Origin of the sequence: Vannielia litorea (assembly GCF_900142295.1) — a bacterium.
Taxonomy (GTDB): domain Bacteria; phylum Pseudomonadota; class Alphaproteobacteria; order Rhodobacterales; family Rhodobacteraceae; genus Vannielia; species Vannielia litorea.
Genome location: NZ_FSRL01000001.1, coordinates 1,219,945 through 1,232,946 on the forward strand (window position 1 = coordinate 1,219,945; position 13,002 = coordinate 1,232,946).

The 13,002-nt window shown below is 65.7% G+C and carries 15 protein-coding genes; all 15 read left to right on the forward strand.

Going from position 1 to position 13,002, the window contains the following annotated elements:
- Positions 1–55 precede the first annotated feature (55 nt).
- The 15 genes from BUR94_RS06135 to BUR94_RS06200 all read left to right on the forward strand — a co-directional run bounded on the left by BUR94_RS06135 (position 56) and on the right by BUR94_RS06200 (position 13,000).
- The gene (locus tag BUR94_RS06135) at positions 56–472 is read left to right on the forward strand and encodes a DUF5333 domain-containing protein (protein ID WP_074257603.1); all 417 of its coding nucleotides are present in this window, start codon (positions 56–58) and stop codon (positions 470–472) included.
- Between the two features lie 185 nt (positions 473–657).
- Positions 658–2,685 (forward strand): NADH-quinone oxidoreductase subunit NuoG, encoded by a 2,028-nt coding sequence (gene nuoG, locus BUR94_RS06140; protein WP_074255345.1) that lies wholly within the window; start codon positions 658–660, stop codon positions 2,683–2,685.
- A gap of 5 nt (positions 2,686–2,690) precedes the next feature.
- Positions 2,691–3,140 (forward strand): hypothetical protein, encoded by a 450-nt coding sequence (locus tag BUR94_RS06145; protein ID WP_425445231.1) that lies wholly within the window; start codon positions 2,691–2,693, stop codon positions 3,138–3,140.
- 13 nt (positions 3,141–3,153) lie between these two features.
- Complete coding sequence (gene nuoH / locus BUR94_RS06150) at positions 3,154–4,194, forward strand: NADH-quinone oxidoreductase subunit NuoH (protein WP_074255346.1); 1,041 nt, start codon at positions 3,154–3,156, stop codon at positions 4,192–4,194.
- A gap of 1 nt (position 4,195) precedes the next feature.
- On the forward strand, positions 4,196–4,645 hold the full coding sequence (locus BUR94_RS06155; protein WP_074255347.1) for a hypothetical protein: 450 nt from the start codon (positions 4,196–4,198) through the stop codon (positions 4,643–4,645).
- 10 nt (positions 4,646–4,655) lie between these two features.
- On the forward strand, positions 4,656–5,150 hold the full coding sequence (nuoI, locus tag BUR94_RS06160) for an NADH-quinone oxidoreductase subunit NuoI (protein ID WP_074255348.1): 495 nt from the start codon (positions 4,656–4,658) through the stop codon (positions 5,148–5,150).
- Positions 5,147–5,557 (forward strand): carboxymuconolactone decarboxylase family protein, encoded by a 411-nt coding sequence (locus tag BUR94_RS06165; protein ID WP_074255349.1) that lies wholly within the window; start codon positions 5,147–5,149, stop codon positions 5,555–5,557. The genes nuoI and BUR94_RS06165 overlap by 4 nt, the downstream gene beginning before the upstream one ends.
- Positions 5,554–6,168, forward strand: coding sequence for an NADH-quinone oxidoreductase subunit J (locus BUR94_RS06170; protein ID WP_074255350.1), 615 nt, complete (start codon positions 5,554–5,556; stop codon positions 6,166–6,168). Before BUR94_RS06165 ends, BUR94_RS06170 begins: the two co-directional genes overlap by 4 nt.
- Positions 6,169–6,321 carry a hypothetical protein gene (locus tag BUR94_RS20630; RefSeq protein ID WP_175570428.1) on the forward strand — a complete coding sequence of 51 codons (153 nt, stop codon included), beginning with the start codon at positions 6,169–6,171 and terminating at the stop codon, positions 6,319–6,321.
- On the forward strand, positions 6,318–6,767 hold the full coding sequence (locus BUR94_RS06175) for a hypothetical protein (protein ID WP_074255351.1): 450 nt from the start codon (positions 6,318–6,320) through the stop codon (positions 6,765–6,767). Before BUR94_RS20630 ends, BUR94_RS06175 begins: the two co-directional genes overlap by 4 nt.
- Positions 6,768–6,782: 15 nt before the next feature.
- On the forward strand, positions 6,783–7,088 hold the full coding sequence (gene nuoK / locus BUR94_RS06180; RefSeq protein WP_074255352.1) for an NADH-quinone oxidoreductase subunit NuoK: 306 nt from the start codon (positions 6,783–6,785) through the stop codon (positions 7,086–7,088).
- A gap of 6 nt (positions 7,089–7,094) precedes the next feature.
- Positions 7,095–9,272: an NADH-quinone oxidoreductase subunit L gene (gene nuoL / locus BUR94_RS06185; protein WP_074255353.1), complete on the forward strand. Its 2,178-nt coding sequence runs from the start codon at positions 7,095–7,097 to the stop codon at positions 9,270–9,272.
- Positions 9,272–10,822: an NADH-quinone oxidoreductase subunit M gene (locus tag BUR94_RS06190; RefSeq protein WP_074255354.1), complete on the forward strand. Its 1,551-nt coding sequence runs from the start codon at positions 9,272–9,274 to the stop codon at positions 10,820–10,822. The genes nuoL and BUR94_RS06190 overlap by 1 nt, the downstream gene beginning before the upstream one ends.
- Positions 10,822–12,264, forward strand: coding sequence for an NADH-quinone oxidoreductase subunit NuoN (gene nuoN, locus BUR94_RS06195; RefSeq protein WP_074255355.1), 1,443 nt, complete (start codon positions 10,822–10,824; stop codon positions 12,262–12,264). Before BUR94_RS06190 ends, nuoN begins: the two co-directional genes overlap by 1 nt.
- Positions 12,254–13,000, forward strand: coding sequence for a biotin--[acetyl-CoA-carboxylase] ligase (locus BUR94_RS06200; RefSeq protein WP_074255356.1), 747 nt, complete (start codon positions 12,254–12,256; stop codon positions 12,998–13,000). Before nuoN ends, BUR94_RS06200 begins: the two co-directional genes overlap by 11 nt.
- Positions 13,001–13,002 lie beyond the last annotated feature (2 nt).

Sequence of the window (13,002 nt, forward strand, 5' to 3'; positions counted from 1 at the left end):
GGAACCCAAGCCCGAGGTGCGGAATGTGCCCGGCAGGACAGAGAAGGTGAACGTGATGACACATGCAGGCAAGATGCTGGCGGGCGCGGTGGTGACGGTGATGCTGGCGCTGGGATTCTCCGGCGCCGCGGCCGCGAAATCGCTCGCCGACAGCAGAGCGGTGACCGGCGGGCTGATCTCGGTGGGGATCGCGCTGGAAGTGGCCGAGAAATGCCCGGAGATCTCCACCCGGACGATCAAGGGCTACAGTTTTCTCAACAGCCTGAAGAGCCAGGCCCGCAAGGAAGGCTTCAGCGATGCGGAGATCGAAGCCTATGTCGACGACAAGGCCGAGAAGGAAAAGCTGATCGCCAAGGCGCGCGCCTACATGAAGTCGAAGGGCGTGGATGGAAGCACCGCGAGCTATTGCAAGCTGGGCCGCGAGGAGATCGCCGCGAACACCCAGGCGGGCGCGCTGATGCGGGCGCGGTGACACGGCCGGCCGCTGCAGCGCGGCGGTGCTGGTAAGGCTTGGCGCTTGTTAGGGATTTTTCGGGGACGTGAGGGTTGAAACTCACCCCCCGGCACGCCTAAAAGAGCGCAGCATCACCCGGATGCGGCGCGGCGGGGTATGGGCCTTTTGCGAGCGCCCTTTCGGGGCAGCCAAGAGGGCCCCGCATGAGCGACCTGCGCAAGATCATCATTGACGGACAGGAGATCGAGGTGGAGGGCGCGTTGACGCTCATCCAGGCCTGTGAACAGGCCGGGATCGAGGTTCCGCGATTCTGCTACCACGAGCGCCTGAGCATCGCTGGCAACTGCCGGATGTGCCTGGTGGAGGTTGTGGGCGGTCCGCCCAAGCCCGCCGCCAGCTGCGCCATGCAGGTCAAGGACCTGCGCCCCGGCCCCGAGGGCCAGCCGCCGGTGGTGAAGACCAATTCGCCGATGGTGAAGAAGGCCCGCGAGGGGGTGATGGAGTTTCTGCTCATCAACCACCCGCTCGACTGCCCGATCTGCGACCAGGGCGGCGAGTGCGACCTTCAGGACCAGGCGATGGCCTATGGGGTGGACTTCAGCCGCTACCGCGAGCCCAAGCGCGCCAGCGAAGACCTTGACCTCGGCCCGCTGGTCGAGACCCACATGACGCGCTGCATCAGCTGCACCCGGTGCGTGCGCTTCACCACCGAGGTGGCCGGGATCACCCAGATGGGCCAGACCGGGCGGGGCGAGGATGCGGAGATCACCTCCTATCTCGGCGAGACGCTCGACAGCGAGTTGCAGGGCAACATCATCGACCTCTGCCCGGTGGGGGCGCTGGTGAGCAAGCCCTATGCCTTCACCGCCCGGCCCTGGGAGCTGACCAAGACCGAATCCATCGACGTGATGGACGCGCTCGGCTCCAACATCCGGGTGGATGTGAAAGGCCGCGAAGTCATGCGGATCCTGCCCCGCAACCATGACGGGGTGAACGAGGAGTGGCTTTCGGACAAGAGCCGGTTCGTCTGGGACGGGCTGCGCCGCCAGCGGCTCGACAAGCCCTACATTCGCGAGGCCGGCAAGCTGCGGCCCGCCACCTGGGGCGAGGCGCTGGAGGCGGTCGCCGAGGCCAGCAAGGGCAAGAGGATCGCCGGGCTGGTGGGCGATCTCGCCCCCGTCGAGGCGGCCTTTGCGCTGAAGCAGCTGGTGGAGAGCCGGGGCGGCACCGTGGAGTGCCGGACCGACGGGGCGAAGCTGCCTGCGGGCAACCGGTCGGGTTACGTGGGCACTGCGCGCATCGAGGACATCGACACGGCCAACGGCATCCTGCTGATCGGGTGCAACCCGCGCAGCGAGGCGCCGGTGCTGAACGCGCGCATCCGCAAGGCCTGGCTCAACGGGGCGCAGGTTGGCGTGATCGGCGCGACAGCGGATCTGACCTACGGTGTGCATCACTTCGGGGCGGACCGCGCGGCGCTGGCCGAGCATGTCGAGCTGGCCCGGAGCGAGCCTGTCGAGGAGGGCGAGCGCGGCATCGTGATCGTGGGGCAGGGCGCCATCCGCGAGGCGGACGGTGCGGCCGTGCTGGCCGCCGCCATGGAGATCGCCACGGCCCGCCAGGCCAAGCTGCTGATCCTGCACACCGCCGCCTCGCGCGTGGGCGCGATGGACGTGGGCGCCGTCACCGAGGGTGGCATGGAGAAGGCGATGGAAGGGGCCGAGGTGGTGTGGAACCTCGGCGCCGACGAGGTCGAGATCGGGGAGGGGCCCTTCGTGATCTACCAGGGCAGCCACGGCGACCGGGGCGCGCACCGCGCCGACGTGATCCTGCCGGCTGCCGCCTGGACCGAGGAGAACGGGCTCTTCGTGAACACCGAGGGCCGCCCGCAGCTGGCCTTCCGCGCGGGCTTCCCGCCGGGCGAGGCCAAGGAGAACTGGGCGATCCTGCGTGCCGCCTCGGCGGAGATGGAGGGCGAGGCCCAGTCCTGGAACAGCCTGGCGCAGCTGCGGCAGGCGCTGGTGGCGGAGGTGCCGCACCTGGCCGGGATCGACGCGGTGCCGGAGAATGCCTGGCAGCCGGAGCCTGCGGGCAAGCTCGGCAAGGCCAGTTTCGTGCCGGCGGTGAAGGACCACTACCTGACCAACCCGATCGCACGGGCCAGCCAGGTGATGGCGGAGCTTTCCGCCAACGCCAAGGCCCGCCGCGAAGCGCCGCTGGCGGCGGAGTAACCCGGGTGCGCGCCACCTCGGCTCTTCTGGCGGCGGCCCTGCTCGCCGGGTGCTCGGGCGCGGGGCCCGAGGGGCATGGGCTGGCCTTCGACAACCCCGAGGGCGACGTGCTGCCCGAGGTGGTCAGCCGCCGGGCGCTGCCGTTCGACCCGGACTACAAGGGCATAGAGACCCGGCTGCTCGATGGCGATCTGGTCAACTTCATCGTCGAGATGGAAGGCGCCCGCGACGAGGTGGACGTGGAGGAGTATGCCCTCTGCGCCGCCGCGCAATACACCCTGATCCGGGGCTACGGATTCGTGCGGCACGTCCGCACGCGGGTCGCCGAAGAGGCTGGCCTTTGGCGGGCGGATGCTGTTTACACCATATCGCCAGCGCTCCCGAGCGGGCCAACCAATATCGACGCGGAAGTGACGGTAGAGGATTGCAAGTCTCGGGGCATACCCACGGTTTGAGGACGTAAGGCAGATGGCAGAATTCTTCACCAACACAGGCTTCGGCATCTTCCTCCTGACCGTGGGCCAGGTGCTCTTGCTTGTGATCCCGCTGATGGTGGCGCTTGCCTTCCTGATGTACGCCGACCGCAAGATCTGGGCGGCGGTGCAGATGCGCAAGGGCCCCAACATCGTGGGCGCCTTCGGCCTGCTCCAGTCCTTCGCGGACTTCGGCAAGTACATCGTGAAGGAAATCGTGGTGCCCGCGGGGGCCGACAAGGCGGTGTTCTTCCTCGCGCCGATGGTCAGCCTCGTCATGGCGCTGATCGCCTGGGCGGTGATCCCGTTCAACGACGGCTGGGTGCTGGCCGACATCAACGTGGCCATTCTTTATGTCTTCGCCGTGTCCTCGCTGGAGGTCTACGGCATCATCATGGGCGGCTGGGCCTCGAACTCGAAATACCCCTTTCTGGGCTCGCTCCGCTCGGCGGCGCAGATGATCTCCTACGAGGTCTCGATCGGCCTCATCATCATCGGCGTGATCATCTCCACCGGCTCGATGAACTTTGGCTCCATCGTGGCCGCGCAGGACACCGGTTGGGGCCTACTGGGCTGGTACTGGCTGCCGCATTTCCCGATGGTGTTCCTGTTCTTCGTCTCCGCCCTGGCCGAGACCAACCGCCCGCCCTTCGACCTTCCGGAAGCGGAATCGGAGCTGGTTGCGGGCTACCAGGTGGAATACTCCTCCACCCCCTTCCTGCTCTTCATGATCGGCGAGCTGGTGGCGGTGGTGCTGATGTGCGCCCTGGTGACCCTGCTCTTCTTCGGCGGCTGGCTCTCGCCGATCCCCGGGCTGCCTGACGGCATCCTCTGGATGGTGCTGAAGATGTGCTTCTTCTTCTTCATCTTCTCGATGATCAAAGCCATCACGCCGCGTTATCGCTATGATCAGCTCATGCGGATCGGCTGGAAGGTCTTCCTGCCGTTCTCGCTGGCCTGGGTCGTTGTCGTGGCGTTCCTGGCGAAATTCGAGGTGTTCGGCGCGTTCTGGGCACGGTTTGCGATGGGAGGATGACATGTCGGACCAAGAGATGACCGCCGCGGAGGCGATTGCGACCTGGATGGAAGAGGCGCCGCACGCGGTGATCTACGACGAGGCGGGCAAGTTCCGGAAGGTGATGCTTTCGAGTTTCGGGGCCGACAAGCCGAAGTGGGACCAGATCACCGCCGACAGCACCGGCATGGTGGTGAACAACTGGCTGGCCGAGAAGCGCATGGGCTACGACCTGCCGCAGCTCGAGGGCGAACAGCTCGCCAAGACCGGCCGGGTGGTGAACGCCTGGTTCGAGGGGCTGGCGGGCAAGGTGAAGACACCGGCGCTGGTGAGCGTGGACGACTTTACCGGGGTTCTGCACGCGCTGCACTGTTCGCTTCGGGGCGTCGACCCCTTCGAAGAGATCAAGAGGGCCGAGGAGAAGGCCAAGAACGCGCCGCAGATGCGCAGCGACTTCAACCTGAAGGGATGAAGAGAGCCACATGACCCAGATCGACTGGAACCGGGCCACGAAGTATTTTCTGCTGTCCGACTGGATTGCGGGGTTTCGGCTTGGGCTGAAGTATTTCTTCGCGCCCAAGGCGACGGTGAACTATCCGCATGAGAAAGGGCCGCTCAGCCCGCGGTTCCGGGGCGAGCACGCGCTGCGGCGCTACCCCAACGGCGAGGAGCGCTGCATTGCCTGCAAGCTCTGTGAGGCGATCTGCCCAGCCCAGGCGATCACCATCGACGCAGAGCCGCGCGAGGACGGCAGCCGCCGCACCACGCGCTACGACATCGACATGACCAAGTGCATCTACTGCGGCTTCTGCCAGGAGGCCTGCCCGGTAGATGCCATCGTGGAAGGCCCGAACTTCGAGTTCGCCACGGAGACCCGCGAAGAGCTGTTCTACGACAAGGCCAAGCTTCTGGCCAACGGCGACCGCTGGGAGGCCGAGATTGCCCGCAACCTCGAACTGGACGCGCCGTACCGATGACCGCCGATTTCACCAAGCTCTTCCAGCAGCTCATGGAGCAGGGGCAGGAGATGGCCAAGTCCATCAACCCTGATCTCGCCTCCTTCAAGATGCCCGGGATGGGGGATTTCATGCCCACCATGCCCAAGGACATGATGGAGATGTGGATGGGCAAGACCTTCAACCCCGAGGGTCTGGACGCGCGGACCAGGCTGCTGGTGACGCTGGCGGCGCTGACGGTGCTTGGGGCGCAGGCGGAAGACCAGATCACGCTCACGGTGCGCCATGCGCTGGAGGCCGGGGCCACCCCGCAGGAGGTGGCCGAGGTGATCGCCATGATGAGCATGTTCGGCGGTGTGCCTGCCATGACCAAGGCGATGGAACTGGCCCAGGCCGAGATCCAGAAAACCAAGGGAGAGGGCGCATGACGGTCGCCGACTTTGCCTTTTACGTGGCCGCGATCATCGTGGTGGTGGCGGGCTTCTTCGTGGTGGTCAGCCGCAACCCGGTGCATTCGGTACTCTGGCTGATCCTGAGCTTTCTCAGCGCTGCCGGGCTCTTCGTGCTGCTGGGCGCGGAGTTCGTGGCGATGCTTCTGGTCATCGTCTACGTGGGTGCGGTCGCGGTGCTCTTCCTCTTCGTCGTGATGATGCTCGACGTGGATTTTGCCGAATTGCGGGGCGAGATGGCCCGCTATGTGCCTCTGGCGGCGCTGATCGGCGTGATCCTCCTGATGGAGCTCGGCATGGTTTACGGGGCCTGGGTCAGCGCCGATGGCGTGGCCGTGGCGGGCAGCCTGGGCGAGATCCGGCCCACCAACACGCCCAACACCGGAATGCTGGGCATGGTGCTCTATGACCAGTATTTCCTGCTGTTCCAGGTTGCAGGGCTGATCCTGCTGGTGGCGATGATCGGGGCGATCGTTCTGACGCTGCGCCACCGCCAGGACATCAAGCGGCAGGACGTGCTGGCGCAGATGTACCGCGACCCGGCCAAGGCGATGGAGCTGCGCGACGTGAAACCGGGGCAGGGGCTCTAGATGCTGGACCTGTGGAACATGATGCTGGCTACCGTCGGAATCGGCGGGCTTGCCGGGCTCTGGGCGGCGAAAGCCATTGCCGGCATCGCCGTGCTGCGGGTCTACCGCCGCTGGCGGCTCAGGCGGAGCCATCGCGTGGGGACGGGCATATGAGGCTGGCGGGCATTTCTCTTGCGGCGGTGCTGGCAGCGTCTTCTCTGGCGGCGGCCGATCCTTCGGCCTGTGTGCCGACTGCGCGGCATGGAGCGCCGGAAGGCCATGCGCTGGCAGTTCAGGCGGGCAACACCGTGCAGGCCGAGGCGCTGGCCGAGGACGTTGCGTTCTGGCACAAGACCGGCGCCGGGCCCGGGGTCGCGGCGGTGATGACCTGCCCGCGGGGGAGGCTGGGGGAAGTGATCTTCCTGCCCGAGGGGTCGGAGAGCGAAACCTTGCAGGGCATCCGTGAGCTCGCGGACAAGCAACCCAACCCGATGAGCGGCGGCTTTCTGGGATTCAAGGGACAGATGGGCCGGCTGGTTGCGTCTGCGGGCGGTTCGATCGACGTGACCGATGCGGATTTCGGAGCCTGCGTCTGTGCGGCGCTGGCTGCGGCAAAATAGAGGCAGGCGAAAGACATGGTTGGACTCGAACATTATCTGACGGTGGCCGCCGCGCTCTTCGTCATCGGGATCTTCGGGATCTTCCTGAACCGGAAGAACGTGATCATCATCCTGATGTCGATCGAGCTGATGCTGCTTGCGGTCAACATCAACCTCGTGGCCTTCTCGGCCTTCCTGGGCGATCTCACCGGCCAGGTCTTCACGCTGTTCGTGCTGACCGTCGCCGCCGCAGAGGCCGCCATCGGGCTTGCCATCCTCGTCTGCTTCTTCCGCAACCGCGGCACGATCGCGGTGGAAGACGTCAACAACATGAAGGGGTAGGGGGACATGGAAACCATCATCCTCTTCGCGCCACTCGTCGGCGCCATCATCTGCGGCTTCGGTTGGCGGGCCATCGGCGAGAAGGCGGGCATGGTGATTGCCACGGGGCTCCTGTTCCTGTCGGCGATCCTGAGCTGGATCGTGTTCTTCTCCTTCGACGGGCAGACCGAGCAGATCACCATCATGCGCTGGATCGAGAGCGGCAGCCTCTCCACCGACTGGGCGATCCGGCTCGACCGGCTGACGGCGATCATGCTGATCGTGGTCACCACGGTCTCGAGCCTCGTGCACCTCTACTCGTTCGGCTACATGGCGCATGACTCGCACTTCCGGGAGGGCGAGAGCTACCGGCCGCGGTTCTTTGCCTACCTGTCGTTCTTCACCTTCGCGATGCTCAGCCTCGTCACTGCCGACAACCTCGTGCAGATGTTCTTCGGCTGGGAAGGGGTGGGCGTGGCCTCCTATCTGCTGATCGGCTTCTACATTCGCAAGCCCTCCGCCGGGGCGGCCTCGATCAAGGCCTTCGTGGTCAACCGGGTCGGCGACTTCGGCTTTGCGCTCGGCATCTTCGGGCTGTTTTTTCTGACCGACAGCATCGACATGGACGTGATCTTTGCCGCCGCGCCCGAACTGGCGCAGACCAACATCACCTTCCTGTGGACCGAGTGGAACGCGGCCAACCTGCTGGGCTTCCTGCTTTTCGTGGGCGCCATGGGCAAGTCGGCGCAGCTCTTCCTGCACACCTGGCTGCCCGACGCGATGGAAGGCCCGACCCCGGTTTCGGCGCTGATCCATGCCGCGACCATGGTGACGGCGGGGGTGTTCCTGGTCTGCCGGATGTCGCCGCTCTACGAGTTTGCGCCCGAGGCCAAGACCTTCATCGTCTACATCGGCGCCTTCACCGCCTTCTTTGCCGCCACGGTGGGCCTCGTGCAGAACGACATCAAGCGCGTGATCGCCTACTCCACCTGCTCGCAGCTCGGCTACATGTTCGTGGCCGCGGGCGTCGGCATGTACTCGGCGGCGATGTTCCACCTCTTCACGCACGCCTTCTTCAAGGCGATGCTGTTCCTCGGGGCGGGCTCGGTGATCCACGGGATGCACCACGAGCAGGACATGCGGAACTACGGCGGGCTGCGCCACAAGCTGCCCTATACCTACTGGGCGATGATGATCGGCACGCTGGCGATCACCGGCGTGGGCATTCCGCTCACCTACATCGGCTTTGCCGGGTTCCTCTCGAAGGATGCGATCATCGAGAGCGCCTTTGCGGCGGGCACGCCGGCGGGGACGCTGGGTTTTGCCCTGCTGGTGATCGCGGCGGCCATGACCAGCTTCTACTCCTGGCGGCTGATGTTCATGACTTTCTTCGGCAAGCCGCGGGGCGACAAGCACACCCATGAGCATGCCCACGAGAGCCCGATGACCATGCTCGTTCCGCTCGGCGTTCTGGCGCTTGGCGCGGTGTTCGCGGGCATGATCTGGATGTCGAGCTTCTTCGGGCACACCGACCAGGTGGCGAAGTTCTACGGCATCCCGCTGGCCGGTGAGGCCCATGCCACCGAGGAAGGCCACTCCGAAGCCGCTGCGGAAGAGGGCCACGGCGAAAGCGCTGCGGCCGAGGAAGGCCACGGCACGGAGATGGCCGAGAGCCCGGAAGACGTGGAAGTGGTGGTGACCGATCACGCCATGGAGGGCGGCGAGCATCATGCGGCATTCGGCGGCAACCCCGGCGATGGCGCGCTCTATTTCGGGCCGGAGAACACCGTGCTCGACGACGCCCACGAGGTGCCCAAGTGGGTGAAGCTCTCGCCCTTCCTGGCGATGCTTCTTGGCCTCGTCCTGGCCTGGGTGTTCTACATCCGCCGCCCCGAAACGCCCAAGCAGCTGGCCCAGAACCAGCCCATTCTCTACCAGTTCCTGCTGAACAAGTGGTACTTCGACGAGATCTATGACGCGGTCTTCGTGCGGCCTGCCCGAAACCTCGGCGCCTTCCTCTGGAAGAAGGGCGACACGGCGACCATCGACGGCGGGATCAACGGGCTGGCCCTCGGGATCATTCCCTTCTTCACCCGTCTCGCGGGCCGGGCGCAGTCGGGCTACATTTTCGCCTATGCGGCGGCGATGGTGCTCGGGATCGTGGTGCTCGTCACCTGGATGTCTATCACCGGAGGGGCCAACTGATGGACAACCTTCTTTCGATCATCACCTTCATTCCGGCCATCGCGGCGGTGATCCTGGCCCTGTTCCTGCGCGGCGAGGACGTGGCGGCCCAGACCAATGCCAAGTGGCTGGCGATGATCGCCACGGGCGCGACCTTCATCGTCTCGCTCTTCCTGATCGCGCAGTTCGACCCCTCGGACACCGGCTTTCAGTTCGTGGAAGAGCGCGCGTGGCTGATGGGGCTGAAATACAAGATGGGTGTGGACGGCATTTCGGTGCTCTTCGTCATGCTCACCACCTTCCTGATGCCGCTGACCATCTGGTCGGCCTGGAACGTGAAGACCCGCGTGAAGGAATACATGATCGCCTTCCTGCTGCTGGAGACGCTGATGCTCGGCGTGTTCTGCGCGCTGGACCTGGTGCTCTTCTACCTGTTCTTCGAAGCCGGCCTGATCCCGATGTTCCTGATCATCGGCATCTGGGGCGGGGCGAACCGGATCTACGCGGCGTTCAAGTTCTTTCTCTACACCTTCCTCGGCTCGGTGCTGATGCTGGTGGCGATGATCGCGATGTATGTGGATGCGGGCACGACCGACATTGCCATGCTGTTGCAGCACAATTTCTCGACGGGCGGGATCAGCCTGTTCGGCTTTCAGATCGTGGGCGGGCTCCAGACGCTGCTGTTTCTGGCCTTCTTCGCCAGCTTCGCGGTGAAGATGCCGATGTGGCCGGTGCACACCTGGCTGCCCGACGCCCACGTGCAGGCGCCGACAGCGGGTTCGGTGGTGCTGGCGGCGATCCTGCTCAAGATGGGGGGCTATGGCTTTCTGCGGTTCAGCCTGCCGATGTTCCCGGTGGCCTCTGACCTGCTGGCGCCGCTGGTGTTCTGGATGAGTGCCATTGCCATTGTCTACACCTCGCTGGTCGCGCTGGCGCAGGAAGACATGAAGAAGCTGATCGCCTACTCCTCGGTGGCGCACATGGGCTACGTGACAATGGGCATCTTTGCCGCCAACCAGCAGGGGATCGACGGCGCGATCTTCCAGATGATCAGCCACGGGTTCATCTCGGGCGCGCTCTTTCTCATCGTCGGCGTGATCTACGACCGGATGCACACCCGCGAGATCGACGCCTATGGCGGGCTCATCAACCGGATGCCGGCCTATGCGCTGATCTTCTGCTTCTTCACCATGGCCAACGTTGGCCTGCCGGGCACCAGCGGCTTCATCGGCGAGTTCCTCGTGCTCATGGGGATCTTCCAGGTGAACACCTGGGTGGCGCTCTTTGCCACCTCGGGGGTGATCCTCAGCGCCGCCTATGCGCTCTGGCTCTATCGCCGGGTGGTGCTGGGCGACCTCATCAAGGAAAGCCTGAAGACCATCACCGACATGAGCCGTCGCGAGCGCGCAATCTTTGCGCCGCTGGTGGTGATGACCCTGCTCCTGGGTGTTTACCCGGCGCTGGTGACCGATGTGATCGGGCCCTCGGTGGAGGCCCTCATCGGCAAGTACGAGACTGCTGTGGCCGACTTCAGCCCGGCGACGCAAGTGGCGGAAACGGGAGACCACTGATGATTGCGACCGACCTCGCCATTCTCCTGCCGGAGATCTTTCTTTCGCTCTTCGCGATGGTGGCGCTGCTCGCCGCCGTCTACACCGAGAAGGACGGGATGGCCGGCTCGATCAGCTGGGCCGCCAGCGCGGTGATGCTGGCCGTGGCCGTCTGGGTGCTGATGTCGGGGGGCAATGACCGCTCGGCCTTTGGCGGCCTGTTCATCGACGACGGCTTTGCCCGCTTCGCCAAGGTGGTGATCCTGGTCAGCGCGGCCTGCGTGATGATGATGGGGCAGGAGTTCATGGCGCGCCGCGGGCTGCTGCGGTTCGAATACCCGATCCTCGTGGTGCTGGCGGTCGTCGGCATGATGCTGATGGTCTCGGCGGGCGACCTGATGGCGCTCTACATGGGCCTCGAGCTGCAATCGCTGGCGCTCTACGTGGTGGCCGCGATCCGGCGCGACGGGGTGAAATCGACGGAAGCCGGGCTCAAGTACTTCGTGCTGGGCGCGCTCTCCTCGGGCCTGCTGCTCTATGGCGCGTCGCTCACCTACGGCTACGCGGGCACCACGCAGTTTGACGGGATCATCGCCGCCGCGGGCGGGGGCGAGATGCCGCTGGGCCTGCTCATCGGCCTCGTCTTCATCGTCTCGGGACTCGCCTTCAAGGTCAGTGCCGTGCCGTTCCACATGTGGACGCCCGACGTTTACGAAGGCGCACCGACGCCGATCACGGCCTTCTTCGCGACCGCACCCAAGGTGGCGGCGATGGGGCTCTTTGCCCGCGTGCTGCATGATGCCTTCGGCAACGCCACCGGCGACTGGGGGCAGATCCTGGCGCTGCTGGCGGTGCTCTCGATGTTCCTCGGCGCGATTGCCGCCGTGGGCCAGCGCGACATCAAGCGGCTCATGGCCTATTCCTCGATCGCCCACATGGGCTACGCGCTGGTCGGCCTCGCCTCGGGCACCGAGCAGGGCGTGACGGCGATGCTGATCTACATGGCGATCTACGTGACCATGAACATCGGCACCTTCGCCTTCATCCTGAGCATGGAGCGCGACGGGCGGCATATCACCTCGATCGACAGCCTGCGGCAGCTGGGCAACCGGGAGCCGGTGAAGGCGCTGGCGCTCCTGGTGCTGATGTTCAGCCTTGCGGGCGTGCCCCCGCTGCTGGGCTTCTTCGGCAAGTTCGCAGTGCTCATGGCGGCGGTGGATGCGGGCATGACCTGGCTTGCGGTGGCCGGTGCGGTGGCCTCGGTCATCGGAGCGTTCTACTACCTGCGCATCGTCTACTACCTCTACTTCGGCGAGGAGAGCGTGGAGCCGGTGGAGGGCCACATGAGCCCGCTCGGCTTTGGATTTCTGGTGGCCTCCGCGGCGATCATGATCCTCGGCATCGTCAACCTCTTCGGGGTCGACGGCCTTGCGGCGGCAGCGGCGGCCACCCTTGTCAACTGACGCGGACCGGGTCGTCCTCGACAGCTGCCCATCCACGATGACGGTGGCCCGCGACGGCTTTGCGGGCTACCTGCGTCCGACCTGGGTGCTGGCGCATCGCCAGACCGGTGGCCACGGGCGGCGCGGGCGGCCCTGGGCCAATCCGCGCGGGGCCTTCACCGCAACGCTGGCCCTGCCGCGCCCCGGCACGGCGCAGGCGGCGGCGCAGAGGAGCTTTGTCGCGGCGCTGGCGCTCTTCGATGCCGTCGTGGCCGTCACCGGGCGGCCGGACGGGCTCTCGCTGAAATGGCCGAACGACGTGCTGCTCAATGGCGGCAAGCTAGCGGGGATCCTGCTGGAGAGCCTCGGGCCACGGCGCGATGGCACGCTGGACGGGTTGCTCATCGGCATCGGGGTGAACCTGATCGAGCCGCCGGTCGCGGGAGAGGTGGAAGAAGGCGCAGTCAGGCCGGTGGCGCTGGCCGAGGAGACCGGCGTGCAGGTGACGCCCGAGGAGTTTCTCGATGCGCTGGCGCCGGCCTATGCGCGGCACGAGCAGGCCTTCACGGCCCAGGGCTTCGGCCCGATCCGCCGGGCCTGGCTCGACCGGGCAGCGAGGCTGGGCCAGACCATCACCGCGCGACTGCCCGGCGAGGCTGTGACCGGCACCTTCAAGACCATCGACGAGATGGGTTACCTTCAGCTTCAAACCGACACCGGACTGCGCGGCATAGCGGCCGCCGAGGTCTTTTTCTGAGA

What these genes read in the sequence shown, in the direction of transcription:
- nuoK (WP_074255352.1), top strand. Translation starts at nt 6,783, where the DNA reads ATGGTTGGACTCGAACATTATCTGACGGTGGCCGCCGCGCTCTTCGTC.
- nuoL (WP_074255353.1), top strand. Translation starts at nt 7,095, where the DNA reads ATGGAAACCATCATCCTCTTCGCGCCACTCGTCGGCGCCATCATCTGC.
- BUR94_RS06190 (WP_074255354.1), top strand. Translation starts at nt 9,272, where the DNA reads ATGGACAACCTTCTTTCGATCATCACCTTCATTCCGGCCATCGCGGCG.
- nuoG (WP_074255345.1), top strand. Translation starts at nt 658, where the DNA reads ATGAGCGACCTGCGCAAGATCATCATTGACGGACAGGAGATCGAGGTG.
- BUR94_RS06165 (WP_074255349.1), top strand. Translation starts at nt 5,147, where the DNA reads ATGACCGCCGATTTCACCAAGCTCTTCCAGCAGCTCATGGAGCAGGGG.
- BUR94_RS06175 (WP_074255351.1), top strand. Translation starts at nt 6,318, where the DNA reads ATGAGGCTGGCGGGCATTTCTCTTGCGGCGGTGCTGGCAGCGTCTTCT.
- BUR94_RS06155 (WP_074255347.1), top strand. Translation starts at nt 4,196, where the DNA reads ATGTCGGACCAAGAGATGACCGCCGCGGAGGCGATTGCGACCTGGATG.
- BUR94_RS06135 (WP_074257603.1), top strand. Translation starts at nt 56, where the DNA reads ATGACACATGCAGGCAAGATGCTGGCGGGCGCGGTGGTGACGGTGATG.
- BUR94_RS06170 (WP_074255350.1), top strand. Translation starts at nt 5,554, where the DNA reads ATGACGGTCGCCGACTTTGCCTTTTACGTGGCCGCGATCATCGTGGTG.
- BUR94_RS20630 (WP_175570428.1), top strand. Translation starts at nt 6,169, where the DNA reads ATGCTGGACCTGTGGAACATGATGCTGGCTACCGTCGGAATCGGCGGG.
- nuoH (WP_074255346.1), top strand. Translation starts at nt 3,154, where the DNA reads ATGGCAGAATTCTTCACCAACACAGGCTTCGGCATCTTCCTCCTGACC.
- nuoN (WP_074255355.1), top strand. Translation starts at nt 10,822, where the DNA reads ATGATTGCGACCGACCTCGCCATTCTCCTGCCGGAGATCTTTCTTTCG.
- nuoI (WP_074255348.1), top strand. Translation starts at nt 4,656, where the DNA reads ATGACCCAGATCGACTGGAACCGGGCCACGAAGTATTTTCTGCTGTCC.